Source organism: Methylobacillus caricis (assembly GCF_020532705.1).
GTDB classification, from domain to species: Bacteria; Pseudomonadota; Gammaproteobacteria; order Burkholderiales; family Methylophilaceae; genus Methylobacillus; species Methylobacillus caricis.
Genome location: NZ_JAJAVD010000004.1, coordinates 545,760 through 565,449 on the forward strand (window position 1 = coordinate 545,760; position 19,690 = coordinate 565,449).

The 19,690-nt window shown below is 53.4% G+C and carries 21 protein-coding genes; 13 read left to right on the forward strand and 8 right to left on the reverse strand.

The annotated features are described in order from the left end of the window. Position 1: 1 nt before the first annotated feature. Both katG and LG200_RS12930 read right to left on the reverse strand, forming a co-directional pair. Positions 2 to 2,266, reverse strand: coding sequence for a catalase/peroxidase HPI (gene katG, locus LG200_RS12925; protein WP_226758040.1), 2,265 nt, complete (start codon positions 2,264 to 2,266; stop codon positions 2 to 4). A 68-nt stretch (positions 2,267 to 2,334) separates the two neighbouring features. Then, a complete protein-coding gene (locus LG200_RS12930; RefSeq protein ID WP_226758041.1) occupies positions 2,335 to 2,610 on the reverse strand; it encodes a hypothetical protein in 276 nt (91 codons plus the stop codon). A gap of 334 nt (positions 2,611 to 2,944) precedes the next feature. Between LG200_RS12930 and LG200_RS12935 the strand changes: the two genes are divergently transcribed. After that, positions 2,945 to 3,820, forward strand: coding sequence for a hydrogen peroxide-inducible genes activator (locus tag LG200_RS12935; RefSeq protein WP_226758042.1), 876 nt, complete (start codon positions 2,945 to 2,947; stop codon positions 3,818 to 3,820). 70 nt (positions 3,821 to 3,890) lie between these two features. On the opposite strand, the gene LG200_RS12940 is transcribed toward LG200_RS12935, so the two are convergent. After that, positions 3,891 to 4,646 (reverse strand): SDR family NAD(P)-dependent oxidoreductase, encoded by a 756-nt coding sequence (locus LG200_RS12940; RefSeq protein ID WP_226758043.1) that lies wholly within the window; start codon positions 4,644 to 4,646, stop codon positions 3,891 to 3,893. A gap of 166 nt (positions 4,647 to 4,812) precedes the next feature. Here LG200_RS12940 and LG200_RS12945 point away from each other — a divergent pair, with 166 nt between their 5' ends. Both LG200_RS12945 and LG200_RS14165 read left to right on the forward strand, forming a co-directional pair. Continuing rightward, complete coding sequence (locus tag LG200_RS12945) at positions 4,813 to 5,577, forward strand: LysR substrate-binding domain-containing protein (protein WP_319004571.1); 765 nt, start codon at positions 4,813 to 4,815, stop codon at positions 5,575 to 5,577. Next, positions 5,570 to 5,695: a hypothetical protein gene (locus tag LG200_RS14165; protein ID WP_319004572.1), complete on the forward strand. Its 126-nt coding sequence runs from the start codon at positions 5,570 to 5,572 to the stop codon at positions 5,693 to 5,695. The genes LG200_RS12945 and LG200_RS14165 overlap by 8 nt, the downstream gene beginning before the upstream one ends. A 10-nt stretch (positions 5,696 to 5,705) precedes the next feature. Here the strand turns inward: LG200_RS14165 and LG200_RS12950 are convergent, their stop codons facing one another. Next, positions 5,706 to 6,002 carry a hypothetical protein gene (locus LG200_RS12950; RefSeq protein WP_226758044.1) on the reverse strand — a complete coding sequence of 99 codons (297 nt, stop codon included), beginning with the start codon at positions 6,000 to 6,002 and terminating at the stop codon, positions 5,706 to 5,708. 199 nt (positions 6,003 to 6,201) lie between these two features. Here LG200_RS12950 and LG200_RS12955 point away from each other — a divergent pair, with 199 nt between their 5' ends. Then, positions 6,202 to 6,870: a uracil-DNA glycosylase gene (locus LG200_RS12955; RefSeq protein WP_226758045.1), complete on the forward strand. Its 669-nt coding sequence runs from the start codon at positions 6,202 to 6,204 to the stop codon at positions 6,868 to 6,870. Positions 6,871 to 6,972: 102 nt separating this feature from the next. On the opposite strand, the gene LG200_RS12960 is transcribed toward LG200_RS12955, so the two are convergent. From LG200_RS12960 to LG200_RS12970, 3 genes are all read right to left on the reverse strand, one after another. Beyond that, complete coding sequence (locus tag LG200_RS12960) at positions 6,973 to 7,494, reverse strand: hypothetical protein (protein WP_226758046.1); 522 nt, start codon at positions 7,492 to 7,494, stop codon at positions 6,973 to 6,975. Positions 7,495 to 7,569: 75 nt separating this feature from the next. Beyond that, the gene (locus tag LG200_RS12965) at positions 7,570 to 8,115 is read right to left on the reverse strand and encodes a YMGG-like glycine zipper-containing protein (protein WP_226758047.1); all 546 of its coding nucleotides are present in this window, start codon (positions 8,113 to 8,115) and stop codon (positions 7,570 to 7,572) included. Positions 8,116 to 8,127: 12 nt separating this feature from the next. Next, a complete protein-coding gene (locus LG200_RS12970; RefSeq protein WP_226758048.1) occupies positions 8,128 to 8,547 on the reverse strand; it encodes a hypothetical protein in 420 nt (139 codons plus the stop codon). 242 nt (positions 8,548 to 8,789) lie between these two features. On the opposite strand from LG200_RS12970, the gene LG200_RS12975 reads away from it, so the two are divergent. Then, positions 8,790 to 9,173 carry a MerC domain-containing protein gene (locus LG200_RS12975; protein ID WP_226758259.1) on the forward strand — a complete coding sequence of 128 codons (384 nt, stop codon included), beginning with the start codon at positions 8,790 to 8,792 and terminating at the stop codon, positions 9,171 to 9,173. Between the two features lie 158 nt (positions 9,174 to 9,331). Then, positions 9,332 to 10,843, forward strand: a complete 1,512-nt coding sequence (gene gndA / locus LG200_RS12980; protein WP_226758049.1) for an NADP-dependent phosphogluconate dehydrogenase — start codon at positions 9,332 to 9,334, stop codon at positions 10,841 to 10,843. Between the two features lie 45 nt (positions 10,844 to 10,888). On the opposite strand, the gene LG200_RS12985 is transcribed toward gndA, so the two are convergent. Beyond that, a complete protein-coding gene (locus LG200_RS12985) occupies positions 10,889 to 11,137 on the reverse strand; it encodes a hypothetical protein (protein ID WP_226758050.1) in 249 nt (82 codons plus the stop codon). A 43-nt stretch (positions 11,138 to 11,180) separates the two neighbouring features. Between LG200_RS12985 and LG200_RS12990 the strand changes: the two genes are divergently transcribed. The 7 genes from LG200_RS12990 (at position 11,181) to LG200_RS13020 (ending at position 19,684) form a co-directional block, all read left to right on the forward strand. Further along, positions 11,181 to 11,378 carry a hypothetical protein gene (locus tag LG200_RS12990; protein ID WP_226758051.1) on the forward strand — a complete coding sequence of 66 codons (198 nt, stop codon included), beginning with the start codon at positions 11,181 to 11,183 and terminating at the stop codon, positions 11,376 to 11,378. Positions 11,379 to 12,054: 676 nt separating this feature from the next. After that, positions 12,055 to 12,465 (forward strand): PsiF family protein, encoded by a 411-nt coding sequence (locus LG200_RS12995; RefSeq protein WP_226758052.1) that lies wholly within the window; start codon positions 12,055 to 12,057, stop codon positions 12,463 to 12,465. A gap of 136 nt (positions 12,466 to 12,601) precedes the next feature. Further along, on the forward strand, positions 12,602 to 13,336 hold the full coding sequence (locus LG200_RS13000; protein ID WP_226758053.1) for a dienelactone hydrolase family protein: 735 nt from the start codon (positions 12,602 to 12,604) through the stop codon (positions 13,334 to 13,336). Between the two features lie 136 nt (positions 13,337 to 13,472). Beyond that, complete coding sequence (locus tag LG200_RS13005; RefSeq protein WP_226758054.1) at positions 13,473 to 14,489, forward strand: DUF2235 domain-containing protein; 1,017 nt, start codon at positions 13,473 to 13,475, stop codon at positions 14,487 to 14,489. Positions 14,490 to 14,556: 67 nt separating this feature from the next. Continuing rightward, positions 14,557 to 15,492, forward strand: coding sequence for a carbohydrate kinase family protein (locus LG200_RS13010; protein WP_226758055.1), 936 nt, complete (start codon positions 14,557 to 14,559; stop codon positions 15,490 to 15,492). Further along, positions 15,489 to 17,675, forward strand: coding sequence for an HAD-IIB family hydrolase (locus tag LG200_RS13015; protein WP_226758056.1), 2,187 nt, complete (start codon positions 15,489 to 15,491; stop codon positions 17,673 to 17,675). Before LG200_RS13010 ends, LG200_RS13015 begins: the two co-directional genes overlap by 4 nt. Positions 17,676 to 17,731: 56 nt before the next feature. After that, complete coding sequence (locus LG200_RS13020) at positions 17,732 to 19,684, forward strand: alpha-amylase family glycosyl hydrolase (protein ID WP_226758057.1); 1,953 nt, start codon at positions 17,732 to 17,734, stop codon at positions 19,682 to 19,684. Positions 19,685 to 19,690: the final 6 nt, after the last annotated feature.

A 19,690-nucleotide genomic window follows, 5' to 3' on the forward strand; every position in this document is an offset into this window, starting at 1 on the left:
ATCAGTGCGTGTCAAAGCGATCCAGCTCCATCACCTTGGACCAGGCGCTCACAAAGTCCCGCACGAACTTCTCACGTGCATCATCTGCCGCGTAGACTTCGGCAACAGCACGCAATTCGGAGTTGGAGCCAAAGACCAGGTCAACAGGCGTTGCCTTCCACTTGAGCTTGTCAGTGGCACGGTCATGTCCTTCGTAAACACCATCTACGGATGACTTTGACCATTTGGTCGACATGCTCAGCAGATTCACGAAGAAGTCGTTGCTCAATGTGCCGGGACGGTCTGTCAGCACACCATATTGCAATTGCCCGGCATTGGCGTTCAAGGCACGCATGCCACCCACCAGCACCGTCATTTCAGGCACCGTCAAGGTCAGCAGGTTTGCACGTTCAATCAGCATTTCTGCCGGCGAGCGACGGCTATCCTTGCCGAAATAATTCCGGAAACCATCCGCGGGAGGCTCCAGCGCTGCGAACGATCTTACATCGGTCTGCGCTGGCGATGCATCCATACGGCCTGGCTTGAAAGGCACCTGCACATCATGGCCAGCCTGCTTCGCAGCCTGCTCGAGCGCTGCGGAGCCACCAAGCACGATCAGGTCGGCAAGCGATACATTTTTTCCGCCCGTTTGTGCACGATTGAAGTCCTGCTGGACTTTGTCCAGGCGCTGCAATACCTTTGCCAGTTCAGCCGGATTATTGGCAGCCCAGTCCTTTTGCGGAGCCAGGCGGATACGCGCCCCGTTCGCACCACCGCGCATATCGGTCCCCCTAAAGGTAGCCGCTGATGCCCAGGCGGTCCTGATCAGTTCCGGCCCGGTCAGCCCCGATGACAGGAGAGTCTTTTTCAGGCTGGCAATATCGTTATCATCAATCAACGGATGATCCAATGGAGGGATAGGGTCTTGCCAGAGCAATGCTTCGGCAGGGGCTTCAGTACCAAGATAGCGCGCTCGCGGTCCCAAGTCGCGATGTGTCAGCTTGAACCAGGCTTTGGCAAAGGCAAGTTCGTACTCTTTCGGATTCTCAAGGAATCGTTTTGATATCTTGTGATACTCAGGATCCATTTTCAAAGCAAGATCAGTCGTGAACATGATCGGGGCATGACGCTTTTCAGGGTCGTGAGCATCTGGCACCAGGCTTGCGCCCTGGCCGCCCTTGGGAACCCATTGAATGGCGCCTGCCGGACTCTTGGTTTTTTCCCATTCAAAGGTATAAAGCCAGGTGAGGTATTCGTGTGTCCAGCGCGTGGGGTTGGTTGACCAGGCACCTTCCAGTCCGCTCGTGATCGTGTCTTCGGCATTTCCCTTGCCGCATTTGTTCTTCCAGCCAAAGCCCTGCTCTTCAATCCCAGCTGCTGCAGGCTCCGCGCCCAGGCACTTTTCCGGATCAGCGGCACCATGCGCCTTGCCGAAGGTATGGCCACCCGCAATCAGGGCAACGGTCTCTTCATCATTCATTGCCATACGGCCAAAGGTTTCGCGAATATCCTTGGCGGCAGCCAGTGGATCCGGGTTGCCATTCGGGCCTTCAGGGTTAACGTAAATCAGGCCCATCTGCACCGCCGCCAGTGGGTTGGCCAACTTTCTGTTGCCACTGTAGCGCTCATCGGCAAGAAACTTCTTCTCAGGGCCCCAGAAAACCATGTCTGGCTCCCAGTCATCCTCACGTCCACCCGCATAGCCAAAGGTCTTGAAGCCCATGGACTCCAGCGCGACATTTCCGGTAAGCACCATGAGGTCGGCCCAAGAAATCTTGCTGCCGTATTTTTGCTTGACTGGCCACAACAGTCGCCTGGCCTTGTCCAGGCTGACATTGTCCGGCCAACTGTTCAATGGCTCAAACCGTTGCTGGCCGCCGCCTGCACCCCCACGCCCATCACCGATACGGTAGGTGCCTGCACTGTGCCAGGCCATGCGAATAAAAAACGGCCCGTAATGGCCATAGTCCGCTGGCCACCAGGGCTGGGATGTTTTCATCACGGCTTCAATGTCTTTCTTCACGGCATTGATATCCAGGGTTTTGAACTCTTCGGCATAATTGAACGCCTTATCCATGGGGCTGGACTCGGCAGCGTGCTGGCGCAATGGCCGGAGATCCAGTTGGTCAGGCCACCAGAACTGGCTTGATTGCGGTGCGTCCTGCCCTGAGGCCGTCCTGGATGCGACTGGTGCCTTGCCTTCTTGCGCCTGAACCTGGCTTGCCAGCACCAATGCCGCCAATGAAAATACCAATACCTTGCTGTAGAAAATCGTATTTTCTTTCATGTTACTTTCTCCTCTGTTTTGTTATGTTCTGGCGCCATGCCACATGACGGTATGACGCCAACGCTCAGCTAGTGCAGGATGCTGGAGGCAAACAATGCGAGCGATTTATCGACATCCGGCTTGTCATTGCTGACAGCGGTTGGCTGTCGCTCACTCCTCCCTAGCAGGCTGTTGGCAAATAGGCTCAAAGACTGGTCAACATCTGGACGTTGATTACTGACGGCCTCGGGCAATGGCTTCCAGGTGCCGAGCAAACTGCTGGCAAAAGGCAAAATGGACTCTGCCTGGGCGGAGGAAACTGCAGATGCCATCAAGATGGCCGCCCCTATGATTTGTTTTTTCATGACTATCTCCTTTATAAATTAATGATTTCACTGATCTGCTTTCCTCCACTCCGTATCTAGAATTCAGATACCTAGTAAAGGAGTGAAGCCATTAAAGTTTTTTTTGGGCAGCGGGTGAAATTCATTCCTTCAATACCCCTATCGGCAAAATCAATAATCAGGAAATGGTGATATCGCTAGAATGGGCAGCAAAAAGCGGCTATCAATGAAATAGTCCAGCGAAAACTATGGTGTGGATGGAGCATGGAAGTGCGTTTGATGAAAAAGACACAAAGCCGCTGCAGGCATAGGCCTGGGCGGTATTGACAATGCACAACCGGCAAAGGTTAAGAAAATGAACTTGAGAGACTTGAACTATCTGGTAGCAGTTGCTGACTGCAGGAATTTCAGCCAGGCGGCAAACCAATGCGCTATTTGCCAATCGACACTGAGCACCCAGGTCAAGAAACTGGAGGATTACCTCAACGTCCCTATTTTTGTGCGCGAGAAAAACCAGGTCAGCACCACCGAGCTGGGAGAACAGATCGTACAGGTCGCGCGCACGGTGATGAACAATGTTGAGCATATCCGGCAGATTGCGGCGCAGGCGCAGAACCCGCAAGGCACCAAGCTATCACTTGGTGCGTTCCCCTCGGTGGCCAGCTACGTATTGCCAGAATATGTATTTCGCATCAAACAGCATTTTCCCGACATGAAAATGCTGCTGATTGAAGAGAAAACCAGCGCATTAATGGATCTTCTGCTGGGCATGAAGCTGGATGCGGCCTTGCTAGCCCTGCCGGTAGATCATCCCGAGCTTGAGTCCAGGATACTATTTGACGATCCATTCACACTCGCAGTTTGCCCTGACCACCCGCTTGCAGACCTGCAAGTGGTCGACCTCAACTCGGTAGACCGGGAAAACCTGCTGCTGCTCGATGAAGGACACTGCCTGCGCGACCAGGCGCTAAAGTTGTGCAATCCATCGCGGTTTGTCGAGGACGATTTCCGTGCCTCCAGCCTGGAAACGCTGCGCTTCATGGTCAAAAATGGCGTAGGCATTACGCTGATGCCTTCCGTGGCGATTCAACCGGACGATAGCGATATCCGCTATATCGATATCAAGCAACAGCCTAGCCGCACCATTGCCATGGTCTGGCGCAGGAACCACCCGCGCAAGAAACTATTCGAGCAACTCGCGGGGCTGCTTGCTTATAAACCATTACCCTGAATACTGCCCATCGTTCCAGATAATCCAGCCCTAACACCACTATCCTGGATTAACCATCCAGGCGGCCGCCTCAGATGAACATACCCCCAGAAGCCTCTATCCGCTGGGCATTGAGCCAGCGATTATCATCAGAAAGCAGGGATGCAACGACTCCTCCTATGTCATTGGGCAGGCCGGCGCGTCCCAGCGCAGTCTGGCTGGCCACGAAATTATTCAGATCTGCATTGTCCCGCACAACACCGCCGCCAAAATCGGTTTCAATGGCGCCAGGTGCCAGTACATTCACGGCAATCCCACGCGGGCCCAATTCTTTTGCCAGGTACTTGGTCAATACTTCAATGCTGCCTTTCATGGCAGCATATGCTGCAAAGCCAGGCAAGGCAAAGCGGGTAAGTCCGGTGGAAACATTGAGGATACGCCCACCATCCTTGATCAAGGGCAACAGTTTTTGTGTGAGGAAAAACACTCCCTTGAAGTGCACATTCACCAGTTCATCAAACTGATCTTCCGTAGTCTCGGCGATAGTGGCGTGCAGCCCCATGCCGGCATTGTTGACCAGAAAATCAAAATCGTTGCGTGCCCACTTCTGCTGCAGCACGTCAGAAACTTGGGCTGCGAAAGCACTGAAGCTTGCACTCACTCCAACATCCAATTGCAGGGCTGCTGCTTTTCTGCCCTGTTTCTCTATGCCATCCACTACTTCCAGCGCCTGCTCATGCCCTGCCCGGTACGTGATGATGACATCAACGCCTTTGGCTGCAAGATGCTGCGCCATGTTCTTGCCCAAACCGCGGTTACCTCCTGTAATGATTGCAATCTTGCTCATGTTTGCTCCTTCTCGGTCAATATTAGGGTTTCACATCATTCCTGAGTTGCTGGAACATAGTCTATTGCCATTATAAAAAGTGATAAACTGCAAAAAATTGATTTCACTGTTCATGTAATATGAACAAATATCCATAAGCGAGAAACCAATGGACAGGCTGAATGCCATGGAGATATTCATCCGTGTGGCGGAACTTGCAAGCTTTACCAAAGCCGCAGAGAGCCTGGGGTTGCCCAAGGGCAGCATTTCATCAGCCGTACAAAACCTGGAGTCCCATCTGGGATCACGCCTGTTGCATCGCACCACGCGCAAAGTAGTGCTGACCCAGGATGGCGAGGTGTTCTATGAGCGTTGCAAGGATGTGCTAGCTGACATGGATGAACTGGAATCCATGTTCCAGGCTGGGGGACACAATATCCATGGCCGCATCCGTGTCGACCTGCCGCTCGCGTTGTCACGCGACTTCGTGGTACCACACCTGCCTGAATTCATCATGCAACATCCAGGCATTCGTATAGAACTCAGCAGCACTGATCGCAAGGTTGACCTGATTGCTGAAGGCTTTGATTGCGTGATTCGCGTAGGCAACCTCACCGAGTCGGGATTGATTGCAAGAAACATGGGCCGCCTAAGTATGATCAACTGCGCCAGCCCGGCATATATTGCGCGCTATGGCATGCCCGGCAGCATCCATGACCTGCAAAAGCACTATCTGGTCAATTACGCCCAGACACTGGGATCAGGCAATGCTGCGTGGGAATGGCTGGACGGTAAAGACGTCCGCAGCATCAAAATGCCGTCTTTAATCACTGTCAACAACTCGGATGCCTATAGCCAAGCCTGCTTGGCAGGACTAGGCATCATCCAGGTGCCGTTGGCAGGGGCGAAGCGTTATCATTGCTTCCGGCGCAATGATAGAGATAATGCCTGACCACAGGTCTGCACCCATGCCTGTATCGTTGCTTTATCCCAACCGTCGCAACCAGCCTGAACGTATCAAGGTATTCATTGCCTGGCTGGCCGAGCGCTTGCAGGACTACATTGCCTAGCCAATTACCTTCAATTGCTGGCGAGACAAGACAGCAAGTAGTTCCTGCGCACATCACCTGCCAGGTTCATGGCAGTGGCATTGACCTGACACTGCTTGCGCATATGTGGCTGATTATCCTCGGAGGCACGTGACAGTATGCAGTTATTGAGGTAATGCTCGCGAACACCTCCATGCAGATTCATGGCGGTCGCATTCACATGACAGACTTTCATGAGCTCGAACTCGTTCTCATTTGACTGGGAATCGGCCTGGGCTGGCATAGCCAACAGGAGTGATACCGGGATGACTGCAAGCAGGGTTTTCATATTCGTTTCTCCATAGTCGAATGCGATTGATCACAGATCTTGAGTCTGTCTTGATCCCACGGCATGCACGGTACTTCAGGCTGTGTCCTGCATGAAGCCGGCACACTCATAGAGATGATATTACGCCTTTTGTAGTTGCCGAGCACTACTGAATCCAGTAGTTTAAAAGGCATTTATTACAGCCACTGGCACCAGCACCATGAATCACACAAGAGAAGAATCCCTGCCACCGGCCTGGATGGCCGCCATCCCTGAACTCCTGGCGCATTACACGGCCATTGCCGCAACACTGGCTAATGAAGAAGATGTACGACCAAGGAGAGGGTTGTGGTTTGAGGCATTACGCAGGGTTGCGCCAGAACAGGTCCGTGTGGTGCTGCTTGGCCAGGATCCCTACCATGGTGAAGATCATGGCATACAGCAGGCGCATGGGCTGTCATTCTCGGTTCCCGATGGTGTAAGGCCGCCTCCTTCTTTACGCAACATGCTAAAGGAGCTGCACAGCGACCTGGGGGTAACTTCCGTGATCAGTGGCGGCAACCTGACGCCATGGGCAGAACAGGGAGTATTGCTGCTAAACGCGGCATTAACCACGCGCGGTGGCATAGCCGGTGCGCATGGCAAACATTGGCAGGCATTTACACATGCATTGATGGTCTACCTGGGCAAACGGGAAAAGCCGCTGGTATTTATCCTGTGGGGAGGGCATGCACAGAAATTTCAAGAATTAATCGGGCCGCAACATATCGTGATCAGCTCGGTGCATCCATCCCCATTATCTGCGCACCGCGGCTTTTTTGGCAGCCGCCCTTTCAGCAAAACCAACATCGCCCTCGCCACACTGGGCACGCCGCCCGTCAACTGGTAACAGGACAACGCTTCAAGGGCGCTCTGAATGCGGCACATGCCAAAGCTTTCTGCTATCTGGCTGCCAAAACAACCAGGCCCAAGATGGGTTGATCAATCAGCCTTAACGCAGCAAGTCTATCGTCGTCAGCACTATAAAACTGATCGGGTCATACACCACGTTATAACCTTGATAGTAGCCAATCACATATCCCGGCGGCGGGGGTGGCAACCTGTGCAGGATCTGCACCGGCACCGGGGTAATATAAGGCCTATAGGCAGGGAGCACTGCATAGCCAGGCTGGAAATAAGGCCGGTGGTCACGGTTCACCATCCGCAGGCTGCGCTCATACTGGACACGCAGGCGATACCTGTCATTATCACGGAAATGATAGTGCACATCCTGCTGGACAATTACAGGTCGTACTATTGCCTGCCTATTGTTCCCGCGTTGGCCGTCATACCGGCTTGGCCCACGGCTTTCCCAGCGACCATCGTGTCCATTCCCTTTGCCTCCACGCTGTTCATACCGGTCGCGTCGGTCTCCGCGACCATCGCGGTCGGCATATGCGCTGCCGACGCTCATTACCCCCATCATCAGCCCCAGCAATAAAGCGGGCAGGGTACGCTTGAGTGACTTATTCATGACTTCCTCCTGGTAATGCAGTTATTCACTGTTGTATTGCCATCCACTACTGGATTCTCTCCAGCCCTAGTCAGCTTATTCCCGGTAATCCGGCGGTACCGTGGCTGACAGGGGTTGCCCTGTGTAACCTGGCGGTGGTGGAGGCGGAGGAGCAACGGCAGGACTGCGGCTGACGGGCTGAACCTGCTGGCGACCCTGCGCAAGCCTGCCAGAGACTGCCACCTTGTGGCCTTGGGCATACATACATTGGGTATAAGCGTTGTCATAACGCTGCTGGGCCGTGTAATAAGAATCTGAAGAAGCCTCGGCACCTGCTACCGTTCCTACCAGCAGGCCCGAGCCTGCCCCAACCGCTGCACCTTGATGACCGCCAACCGCAGCTCCCAGCAAACCGCCTACTACCGTACCAACAGCAGCACTGGTCACTGCACTTTCCTTGGCTGCGGCCTTGACTGAGCCACTCTGTTCCAGGCCAAACTGGCGGCATAAGCTATCGTCATAACGAAATTGGTCGAAATTCTTGCCAGTTCCCGGCAATGCCATACGGCTGGGGCCATCAGGCGGAACCGTGGCGCATCCCGCCAGCAAAGCCAACGGGATCAATAAAGCTGCAATTTTCATGATGCGCCCCGCTTACTGTGAGGGTGGCTGGGGAGCCACCTTCTGCCAGCCTTGTGGACATTCCTTGACGTAAGGATAGTAGCCTTCCGGCTGGTTGCAGTGATACCAGAAACTGCCTTCCTGGCTGGAAGCCTGGGGTGCCGGAACAGCCTCTTGCGGTGCCTGTTCTATGTAAACCGGTGGGGCAGCAGGAGCAGGCGCCACGATGACGGGTGGGTAATAGGGATAAGTGGGAACTGCGTAATATGGCCTTGGATAGTAAGGCCCCCAGCCTGGACCGTAGTAATTGGCGCCGAAACCTGGCCCAAAATAGAAGCCTATATTGGCGCCACCATGACGATGACCGCCGCGCCAGGGATCAGCATTGGCTGAACCGCTGATGACCAGGCCAACAAGCAACCCTAGTAACATGATCTTTTTGATTGTATGCATTTTCAACCTCGCCTTTAACAAACCCATCAAGTGGGCATAGATTAAGACTGGTGTAGCAAATGCGAAGTTTTAGCGGTTTCTGTAAAGATGAGTAATTTTTCGTAAGCCATCAAAGCGAGTGTTAAATCACAATTAATCACTTGATATTTTTGCAACAATGTTGCTTGATTGAAGCAAAATGCACTAGAATTTACATCCTTGATCTGACCCGTGTATTCATCATTCATTCTTTAAAGCAAAAATTGATCAACTGGGACAAGCTTGGGAACATCCTGTCTTTTCTCTGCCTGATCCACTGCATCGCGTTGCCTTGGTTAGCCTTGACCCTGCCCTTAGCCATATTGATGGATGAGCGTGTCCATGTATGGCTGTTCATTGCATTGCTGCCGGCAGCGATATTTGGTGCTTGGTCTGGATGGCGTCACCACCATGACCTCAAGCCCAGCATGCTGCTTGCCGGAGGCCTGACTCTTGTAGGCTTTGCCGCCTTCCTGCCAATAGGTGAAGCAGCAGAAGTCGCGGTAACAATACCGGGCAGTTTGCTACTGATTGCGGGCCACAGCCTAAACCGCCGCCTGAACACCCTTTCCCAGATTGCCGCCACCCAGGCAGCAAAACCGTCATAAATTTCCATTTTTTCCAAAATTCCCGGAACTCACGCTTTGTGACTTTTGCCATAAAGGTCTATAGTTTGCCTTGGAAGTCGCTGTACCGATTTGTATATATCGTTGCATTAAGCCGGCTTTCGTTCCTTTCCACCCTACTTAAATAAGAAGCAATCATTATGAGTACAAATACGGCAGATATTGGCCTCATTGGTTTAGCAGTAATGGGGCAAAACTTGGCATTGAACATCGCAGATCATGGCTACACGATCTCGGTATACAACCGCAATCCGGAAAAAACCCGCGACTTCATCACACATTGCAAGGAAAACGAGCCATCCGCTGAACGCCTGGTTGGTTTCGAGGATCTTGCCACTTTCGTTCTCAGCATCAAACGGCCACGCAAGATCGTGCTGCTGGTCAAGGCAGGCAGCGCCACTGACGTGACCATCAACGCCCTCGTGCCCTTCCTTGAAGAAGGGGACATCATCATTGATGGTGGCAACGCCCTTTGGACAGATACCATACGCCGCGAGAAAGAATTGCGCGCCAAGGGCCTGGAATTCATCGGATCAGGTGTTTCCGGTGGTGAAACCGGTGCCCGCTTCGGTCCATCGCTGATGCCCAGCGGAACACGCAAGGCATGGTCGTCACTGGAACCCATCTGGCGTGACATTGCGGCCAAGGTTGACCCGCGCACCGGCAACCCAATTGAAGGCGCCACCCCCGGAAAGCCCGTAGAGGGCGGCTTCTCATGTGCAGAATACATAGGCCCCGACGGCGCAGGCCATTATGTGAAGATGGTACACAACGGTATTGAATACATCGACATGCAGCTAATCTGCGAAGCCTACTGGCTCATGAAGAACTTGCTTGGTATGCGTGCCGATGAAATCGGCAAGGTATTCGAGGAGTGGAACAAGGGTGAACTTTCCAGCTTCCTGATCGAGATCACTGGCGATATTCTGCAACAAAAGGATCCCGCGGGTGAAGGCTTCCTGGTCGACAAGATCATGGATGCCGCTGGCCAAAAAGGGACGGGGCAATGGACTGCAGCAAATGCGCTTGAACTTGGCTCTCCAGCCAATGCCATTGCAGCGGCCGTGTTTGCGCGCGCGCTTTCCACCGTCAAGGATGAACGCGTAGCCGCCAGCACCATTCTCAAGGGTCCCGAAATCAAGCAGGAATCTGACCGTAAAAAGCTGATCGAATCAATCCGCAATGCCCTCTATTGCTCCAAGATTTGTGCTTACGCACAAGGCTTCCAGTTGATAGACAAGGCGCAGGTCGCTTACAACTGGAAACTCAATTTTGGCGAGATCGCCCAGATCTGGCGTGGGGGTTGTATCATCCGCGCACGCTTCCTGCAGAAGATCACAGATGCTTATGCGCTGGATTCACGCTTGAAAAACCTGATGCTGGATCCTTACTTCACCCAGGCACTGGAAGAAGGCCAATCCAGCTGGCGTGAAGTCGTGTCACTGGCAGTACGCAATGGTATTCCCGCCCAGGCTTTCTGCGCGGCCTTGTCATACTACGATGGCTACCGTAGCGCCACCCTGCCTGCCAACTTGCTGCAGGCCCAGCGCGATTACTTTGGCGCTCATACTTATGAACGTATAGACCAGCCACGTGGCCAATTCTTCCACGTTGACTGGCCCGAAGCCAAGCGCCCGCAACTGGAAGTCTAGGCAACAACAGGCGGGCTGCCATCGTGGCCCGCCTGGTCCTTCAGGTCACTCATGCTGCGCTTCAAGTTGCCTGGCAATTGCCTGCAGCTCGGCACTGGTGTCATCAAAATCCTCATATCGACGCTGGCTACGCTGGTACCAGTAGCGACTGTTCCATTCATCCCCTTCAATCTTGTGCAATACCGCGTGCAACCAATGGGCTTCCGGTGCACTGGAATCCTGGGCGATATGATGCGCCGCATCCCAATCACCACTTAATGCTGCCTGCACCGCAGCCAACAAACTGTTCTTCATGATATCCACCTGAAACCTTTCTGTAGGACCATACAAAACTTGCATGGCTTTCTCTGCACAGCTCTCCCTGCAAACATTGCCAGAAATTTTTTCAAGCCAGGGCACGAATGTCAAACCGAAAGCCAAGCTGAACTTAAGACGGGCATCCGAATTACCTCTTGAAGCCGGCAATATCACCGCCCCCGAAACCTCACAACATTATCTGGCTCTTCGCGGAATCACTGCGCGCAGGCATGCTTAACCCGGAGATCATGCCTGAAACTTGGAAATTTGCCGAACTAGGCACAACGTTTCATCAACCACTACAGCGTTGAATTGACACTCGAATGGATGCGTTCTCCATGTTTACAACCCTGCCAGGCAACTACCAGTTCCCGTGCCTACGTGGAAAACCTGCTGGATCACACCATTGTCATCATGGTCGGTGATTATGGCAAAGAGTTCCTGGGACATGGCTACTGGGGAATTCCACCTCCGTCAACGAACAGAAATCCGCACTGCTGGTCTTGTAGCTGCTAGGGATGAAGAGAAAGGGTACATAAGGAACTCAGCACTCCATATGGATATCGTACCGACATTGATGCCGTATCTGGAAGTGACCAATCCGGGGGCGGATTACTCCCTGGGACACGCCCTGACACGCTTTCTGGACAAGAAGGCCTGAATGAATAAGACAGGCACAAAGGACATCGCATGATACAAATAGTCAATCAATTCGCTTTACGCATTGCCAATAGCATTGCTCTAATGATTTTATATGTCCAGCATATTATTGTGCTATATCTGGCTGATCACTAAAGCAAGCCAATGCCTCGTATGTTGACAATAGATCACAATCTGCTTCCTCCTCTTTACATGCAATTGGCATAAGATATCGTGGTAGTTCATTCGACAACAACACGCTGAGGAGTTACACCATGAAAACACTGATCGCGGCCATCCTGCTTTCCTCCCTGGCCATCAACGTGGCATACGCCGGCACCCAGCAAGAGAAAATGAAAGCCTGTAACGCGGAAGCCTCTGCCAAGGACCTGGGGGGCGATACTCGCAAAGCGTTTATGAAAACCTGTCTTTCCGCCACACCTGACACGACGGAAAACACCCAGCAACAAAAAATGAAGGCTTGCAATGCAGAAGCAGGGGAGAAAAGCCTGAAAGGTGATGAGCGCAAAGCTTTCATGAAGAACTGCCTGTCTGCAAATCCGCAAGCCAGCAGCAACACGCAGCAACTCAAGATGAAGACTTGCAACACCGAGGCTTCCAGCAAAAAACTGGAAGGCAACGAACGCAAGACATTCATGCAAAGCTGCCTGTCTTCCAGCAAATAAGGCTGACAACGGGTTGCCCGCTGTCAGGCAACCTGCCATTTCCAAGTTTCCTAAGCATGATTAATCCTGCATTTCATGCTGTGCCGCGATAGAATATAAGCATTATCAATAGACCTACTGTGGGAGGAGCCACGCAATGCTGATTCAAAGCCATATCGCCGACCTGGAAACCCCAACCGGTGTCATGCGGACCTATGTTCACCGTCCTGCCGGTGAAGGCCGCTTCCCGGCCATCCTGTTCTACTCGGAAATTTTCCAGCAAACCGGCCCGATTGAACGTGCAGCCAAGATCATGGCGGGCCATGGTTACGCCGTCCTGGTCCCCGAGGTCTTTCATGAACTCAACCCGATAGGCACCGTACTGGCCTATGATGATGCAGGCCGTGACAAGGGCAATGCCGACAAGTCCGCCAAGGACGTGCAAGGCTATGACACCGACAACCGTGCCTTGATCGAATACATCAAGCAACAGCCATGGAGCGCAGGCGAAATCGGTGCCATGGGCTTCTGTATCGGCGGCCACTTGGCATTCCGCGCAGCATTGCAGCCAGAAATCAAGGCCACAGCTTGTTTCTATGCCACTGACCTGCATACCCAGGTCATCCCCAACCAGCCAGGCCAGCACAGCATGGAACGCTTGTCAGACATCAAGGGCGAACTACTCATGATCTGGGGCAAGCAGGACAACCATATCCCGACAGCAGGCCGCATACAGGTTTACCAACAATTGACGGAAGCTGGCCTCAGCTTTACCTGGCACGAGTTCAACGGCCAGCATGCCTTCATGCGTGACGAGGGAGAACGTTACGATCCACAACTGGCTGCCACTGGCTACCAGCTTGCGCTACAACTATTCGGCCGTACCTTGTAATTACTGCATCAAATTGCCAGCCCATATGTTGCCGGCACCGTTATAACCATCCTGTCCGTGACCGCGCGGACAGGATTTTTTGTATCTAGAAGGACGTTTTATCAGCCGCTGACCATTTGGAAAAAAGGAGTACTCCATGAAAAGAATTGCGATTTTCGCTGATGGCACCTGGAACTCGCCGGAACAGGGAAAACCTACCAATGTATTGAGCATGGCGCAGGCTGTACAACCCACGGCCAAGAATATTGACCAGGTAGCCTTTTACGACTGGGGCATAGGGTCTGACGGCAACAAGATCAGCGGTGGAATTACCGGCGCAGGCATAGACAAGAACATCATGGATTGCTACCGATTTATTGTCCATAACTATGACCCGGGTGATGAGTTATATTTCTTTGGCTTTAGCCGCGGTGCCTATACCGTGCGCTCTCTGGCGGGTTTTATCCGCAACAGCGGCCTCTTGAAGCGTGAATTTGCAGGCAGGATCCCCGATGCCTACAAGCTTTACCGCAAACGCTCCCGTACCAGCGGACCCAGCCAGCCCGATGCTGTCAAATTCCGGCAGGATTACGCGGTGGACGATATCACCTACATCAATTTCGTTGGCGTTTGGGATACAGTTGGCGCACTTGGCATTCCCATTCCGTTCTGGGGCACCTTGGGTGAACGTGAGTTCCTCTTCCATGACACAGAACCCAGCAAAATCATCCTACATGCACGTCATGCAGTCGCCATCGACGAAAATCGCAAGGACTTTGAACCTACGCTGTGGAGCGAGAAACCCGGACTGGATTTGAAACAGGTCTGGTTTGCGGGCGTGCATTCCGACGTCGGCGGAGGTTATGATCAGCCCGGATTAAGCTATTGCGCCGCTCAATGGATGATCAGTGAAGCTGAAGAATGTGGACTGATTTTTGAACCTCACCTGAAGAATGCCATCAAACCTGATGCAAACGACCAGCAACACAACGAACGGAAAGGCATTTACTTGGCGCGCGAAGAACATGTCCGCGAGATTTCTGGGCCACTTCATATGTCGGTCAAACAACGCTGGGATGCCAACACAGACAATTACCGCAGCAAGAGCAAAGCCCTGGCCCGATTATTGGAGGCAAGAGGTAACGACTGGGCAAATATACAGCTGACCAAGTAATTAACACGCCACTCAACTCCGTATTTATGCGCAGTTGCCGTTCACGGTAAATAAAAAAGGAGCAACATTGGCACTTAACAAGCGTAATTTCTCACAGGAAAACGGCCAGGCTGTGGCCATTTTCGGCGAAGTACTCGCCGATATCTTCCCTGATGGCAGCGTACTGGGCGGTGCTCCCTTCAATGTTGCCCGCCATCTGCATGCCTTTGGCTTGCACCCGGTCATGATCACACGCATCGGGCATGATGAGTTGGGGCAACAACTGCTGGATGAAATGACACGCCTGGGCATGGATACCGCCGGCGTACAGGCTGACCCTATCCACCCTACAGGGCAGGTCAAGGTACATGTCGAGGAAGATGGCCATCGTTTCGAGATATTGCCCACCCAGGCCTACGATTACATCAATGCAGGCGTCACGCATATGGTGACCATGTCGACCAAGCCCGACCTGGTCTACTTCGGCACGCTAGCCCAACGCAATATGGAAGCCAGGCTGGCATTGGATAACTTCCTCAATTACGGCACCAGCCCACGCTTCCTCGACATCAATCTGCGCGACCCTTGGTATGACAAGCATACGGTACGGCGCTCCCTGTTACGCGCAGACATCGTCAAGATGAATGATGATGAACTTGGCGTGCTGGCCACCATGTTGCGCCTGCCTGGCAAGACTGCGCTGGAACATGCTTCCGCGATGATCAAGCGTTTTAACCTAGACATAGTACTTGTTACTGTAGGAGCAGGAGGCGCATGGTTGATGGATCAACATGGCACGGTTACCGAGATCAAGGGCACCGAACTGCCGGATGCACTCGTTGACACGGTAGGGGCAGGTGATGGCTTTGCCGCTGCCTATATTCTCGGCATACTCAAGGACTGGCCAAAGGACATCACACTGCAACGGGCCAACCAGTTTGCTGCCGCCCTGTGTACTGTACGCGGTGCCGCGCCCAAGTCTTCCGATTTTTATCTGCAATTTCTCAAGGAATGGCAGATATGACGCCACCAGAAAAACATAATGAGCGCCCCATCTACATCCTGATGATCAGCATGCATGGGCTGATCCGCTCTGAGAACCTCGAACTGGGCCGTGATGCAGATACAGGGGGTCAGATTACCTATGTGGTGGAATTGGCACATGCGCTTTCCAAGCATGCACTGGTAGAAAAAGTAGACCTGCTCACACGCCTGATTGACGACGACAGCCTGCCTGAGGATTACAGCCGCCCCTGCGAAAACCTTGAGGACAACGCCCGTATCATCCGCCTGCCATGCGGCCCCAAGCGCTATTTGCGCAAGGAGTCCTTATGGCCGCACCTGGACCAGATGGTGGATCAGTGCCTGCACTTCCTGCGTAGCCAAGGCGGGCGCCTGCCAGACTTATTGCATACGCATTACGCAGATGCCGGCTATGTCGGGCAACAGCTGTCACTGCTGCTGGGCATTCCACAGGTACATACCGGCCACTCGCTGGGGCACCCCAAACGTGAGCGCTTGCTGGCATCCGGCAAGAAGCCCCAGAGCATAGAACGGCAATTCAATTTCGAGCGTCGCATTGCGGTGGAAGAGTCCGTACTGGAGCATGCCTCCATGATCATCACCAGCACACAGCAGGAAATTGATGAGCAATACAGCACATACCGTCACTTCGACCACCAGCGCTTCCGCGTGATTCCTCCCGGCACCAATACATCCCGCTTTTCCCCGCCGGGACGAAAGAAAATATCTTCCGGCCTGCAGCAAAATATAGACCGGTTTTTTTCTGACCCTGACAAGCCGCTCATCCTCACGATATGCCGTCCAGAGATGCGCAAGAACCTGAAAGGCCTGGTCACCGCGTTTGGCGAAGATCCTGAGCTACAGCAACAAGCCAACCTGCTCATCGTGGCAGGTACACGAGAAGACATACGTACCCTGGAAGAATCGCAGCAGCAGGTCATGCGGGACTTATTACTGGATATAGACCGCTATGACTTATGGGGCAAGGTATCCATCCCCAAGCATGTCACACAGGACGATATCCCCGAGCTTTACCGGCTGGCAGCACGCAGGCGTGGCGTATTTGTCAACGCCGCTCTGACCGAACCATTTGGTCTCACCCTAATTGAGGCCGCCGCCAGCGGCCTGCCTTTTGTTGCACCGGATGATGGCGGTCCACGCGATATTGCACACAATTGTCGCAGCGGCCTGCTCGCCAATACACTGGATAGCGGCGCCATTGCCCAGGCGCTCAGGGAAATCCTGTCAGACAAGAAACGCTGGCGTACCTGGGCCAAGAACGGACTGACCGGCATCAAGCGCCATTACAACTGGCAAGCGCATGTGAATGCCTATATGAGACAGGTACGCCATGTATTGAGGCGTGATCGCAAACGCTGGCGCCGCCAGCTCGTCATTACTTTGGACTCAGGAAAATCCTATATGCCGCTGGTGAATTCCGCCTTGATCAGCGATATCGACAACACCCTGTTGGGGGACAAGCGCTCCCTGCGTCAATTGATAGCCTGGCTCAAGGCCCACAAAGGCAAGCAGGCGTTCGGCATTGCCACAGGCCGCCCCTTGGAAAGCGCAGTCGCCGTCCTCAAGGAATGGCAGGTGCCTATTCCGGAAGTATTGATCACCTCGGTCGGTAGTGAAATCCATTACGGCTCACGCCTGATTCCGGACACTGGCTGGGCCAACCATATTCGCCACAAGTGGCGACGTGATGACCTTGCCATAGCCATGAACAAGTTCCCCGGCTTGACCTTGCAGGCTTCAGAGAACCAGCGGGAATTCAAACTGAGTTATATCGTTGACCAGGAAAAAATGCCCTCGCTGGAAGATATCAACCGCCAGCTGCGTGACCAACAACTTTTTGCCCAGTTGATCTACTCCCATGGCGAGTTTCTTGACATCCTGCCCATCCGTGCATCCAAGGGTCATGCCATTCGCTATCTTGCATACAAATGGAAAGTACCGTTACGGAACTTCCTGGTAGCAGGGGACTCAGGCAATGATCATGAAATGCTGGTGGGCGATACCCTCGGCGTGGTGGTGGGCAACCACAGTGAGGAGCTGGAAAAGTTACGCGGCATTGAGCAGGTTTATTTTGCCCAGGGTCATTGTGCTGCGGGTATCCTGGAAGGCATTGAACATTACCGCTTTGACGAGATTGAGCCAGAACCTGTGGTCGAGTACTAACCCAGGCACGCACGTCCTGTTGCAAAGGCGATCAATAAAAAAGAAAGTGAACCGGCATGTATGAACAAGTTTCCCACTCTTTACTCAACGACATCCTGATCGGACTTGACCCCAAGGTCGATTGTGATGACCTCAAGCATTTTTACATCCGCCTTGGGGCTAATTTCTATGCCATTCACTCCTTATTCCACCAGCTCTATGGTGATCGCCGCGATTTCCGCCTGCAGATGCACAAACTAGTGGATGTGATGGCCAGGCAATATACCAACCGCCCCACCGAATTACGTCAACGCGATCTTGCGCGCGAAAAAGACCACGACTGGTTCCTGAGTCAAAAACTGGCAGGATATACGCTTTATTGCCAGGAATACGCAGACAGCATTAACGGAATGCACAGCAAGCTGGACTACCTGCAGGAGCTGGGTATCAACCTGGTGCATGTCATGCCGCTGCTGGACGGCCCCAAGGGGCGTAACGACGGCGGTTATGCAGTGCGCGACTTCCGCAAGATAGATAGCAAATACGGCACCCTGCAAGATTTGGACAGGCTGAGTGCCGATATGCGCTCACGCGACATGCTGCTGATATTGGACGTCGTGGTCAACCATACCTCCGATGAGCATGAATGGGCCAGGAAAGCACGCAAGGGCAACAAGAAATACCAGGATTACTACTACACCTATTCCGACCGGAAAATACCTGACCTGTTTGAACAGACCATGCCTGAGGTCTTCCCCGAAACCGCGCCGGGTAACTTCACCTGGAACGAGGAAATGGGCAAGTGGGTAATGACGGTTTTCAATGACTTCCAATGGGACCTCAACTACAAGAACCCGGCTGTCTTCATCGAGATGATAGACATCATCCTGTTCTGGGCCAACCACGGCGCCGACGTGATCCGGCTTGATGCAGTGGCATTCCTCTGGAAAAAAGTGGGCAGCACCTGCCAGAACGAGCGTGAAGCCCACCTCATCCTGCAATTGATGAAAGACTGCTGCCAGGTCACGGCCCCGGGCGCACTGTTCATCGCCGAAGCCATTGTCGCGCCAGTGGAAATCATCAAGTACTTCGGCGAGGACGCAGTCAATGCCAAGGAGTGCGAGATCGCCTACAACGCCACATTCATGGCTTTACTCTGGGAGGCAGTCGCTACCAAGAAAGCCACCCTGCTGGAAAAAGGCGTACGCAGCCTGCCAACCAAACTGGACCGTGCCACCTGGCTCAATTACATCCGCTGCCATGACGACATCGGCCTGGGTTTCGATGACAACGATATCCGCGAAGCAGGTTATGACCCCCAGGCGCACCGCCGCTTCCTGGTGGATTACTACACTGGCCAATACCCGGCTTCCACCGCCACTGGCGTTGCCTTCGGCCGCAACGAGAAAACCGGCGATGCCCGTATTTCCGGATCCCTGGCTTCGCTGGCAGGGCTGGAAGCTGCCTTGCTGAACCAGGACGAGACCGCCATCGACATCAGCATCAAGACCATCATTCTGCTGCACAGCATGATCGCCTCGTTCGGCGGTATCCCGTTGCTGTACTACGGTGACTCCATCGGCACCCTGAACGACAACACTTACCTGACCGACGAGAACAAGCACCATGACAGCCGCTGGGTACATCGGCCACGACTGAACTGGGAGAACGCAGAAAAACGCCATATCGAAGGCACGGTGGAACACCGTATTTTCCACCCTATCAAGAAAATCCTCGCCATCCGCAAGCAGATCCCGGCATTTGCCGATCTCAACAACCGTGAGATGCTGACCATCGGCAACCCGCACCTGTTTGCATTCCTGCGTTTCACCTCCAGCGGCATTCATTCCCGTGTGCTGGTAGTTGCCAATTTCGATACAGCTCCACAAACATTGGATTTGAAAGAGCTGGAAGCAGTGAATGTGTTCGGGCACAGCCAGGTACGTGAGCTATACAGCGATAAAGTATTGTCCACCCGTCATGGCCAACTGGTGATTCCGCCACTGGGCTTTTACTGGCTGCAACTTTAACCACTA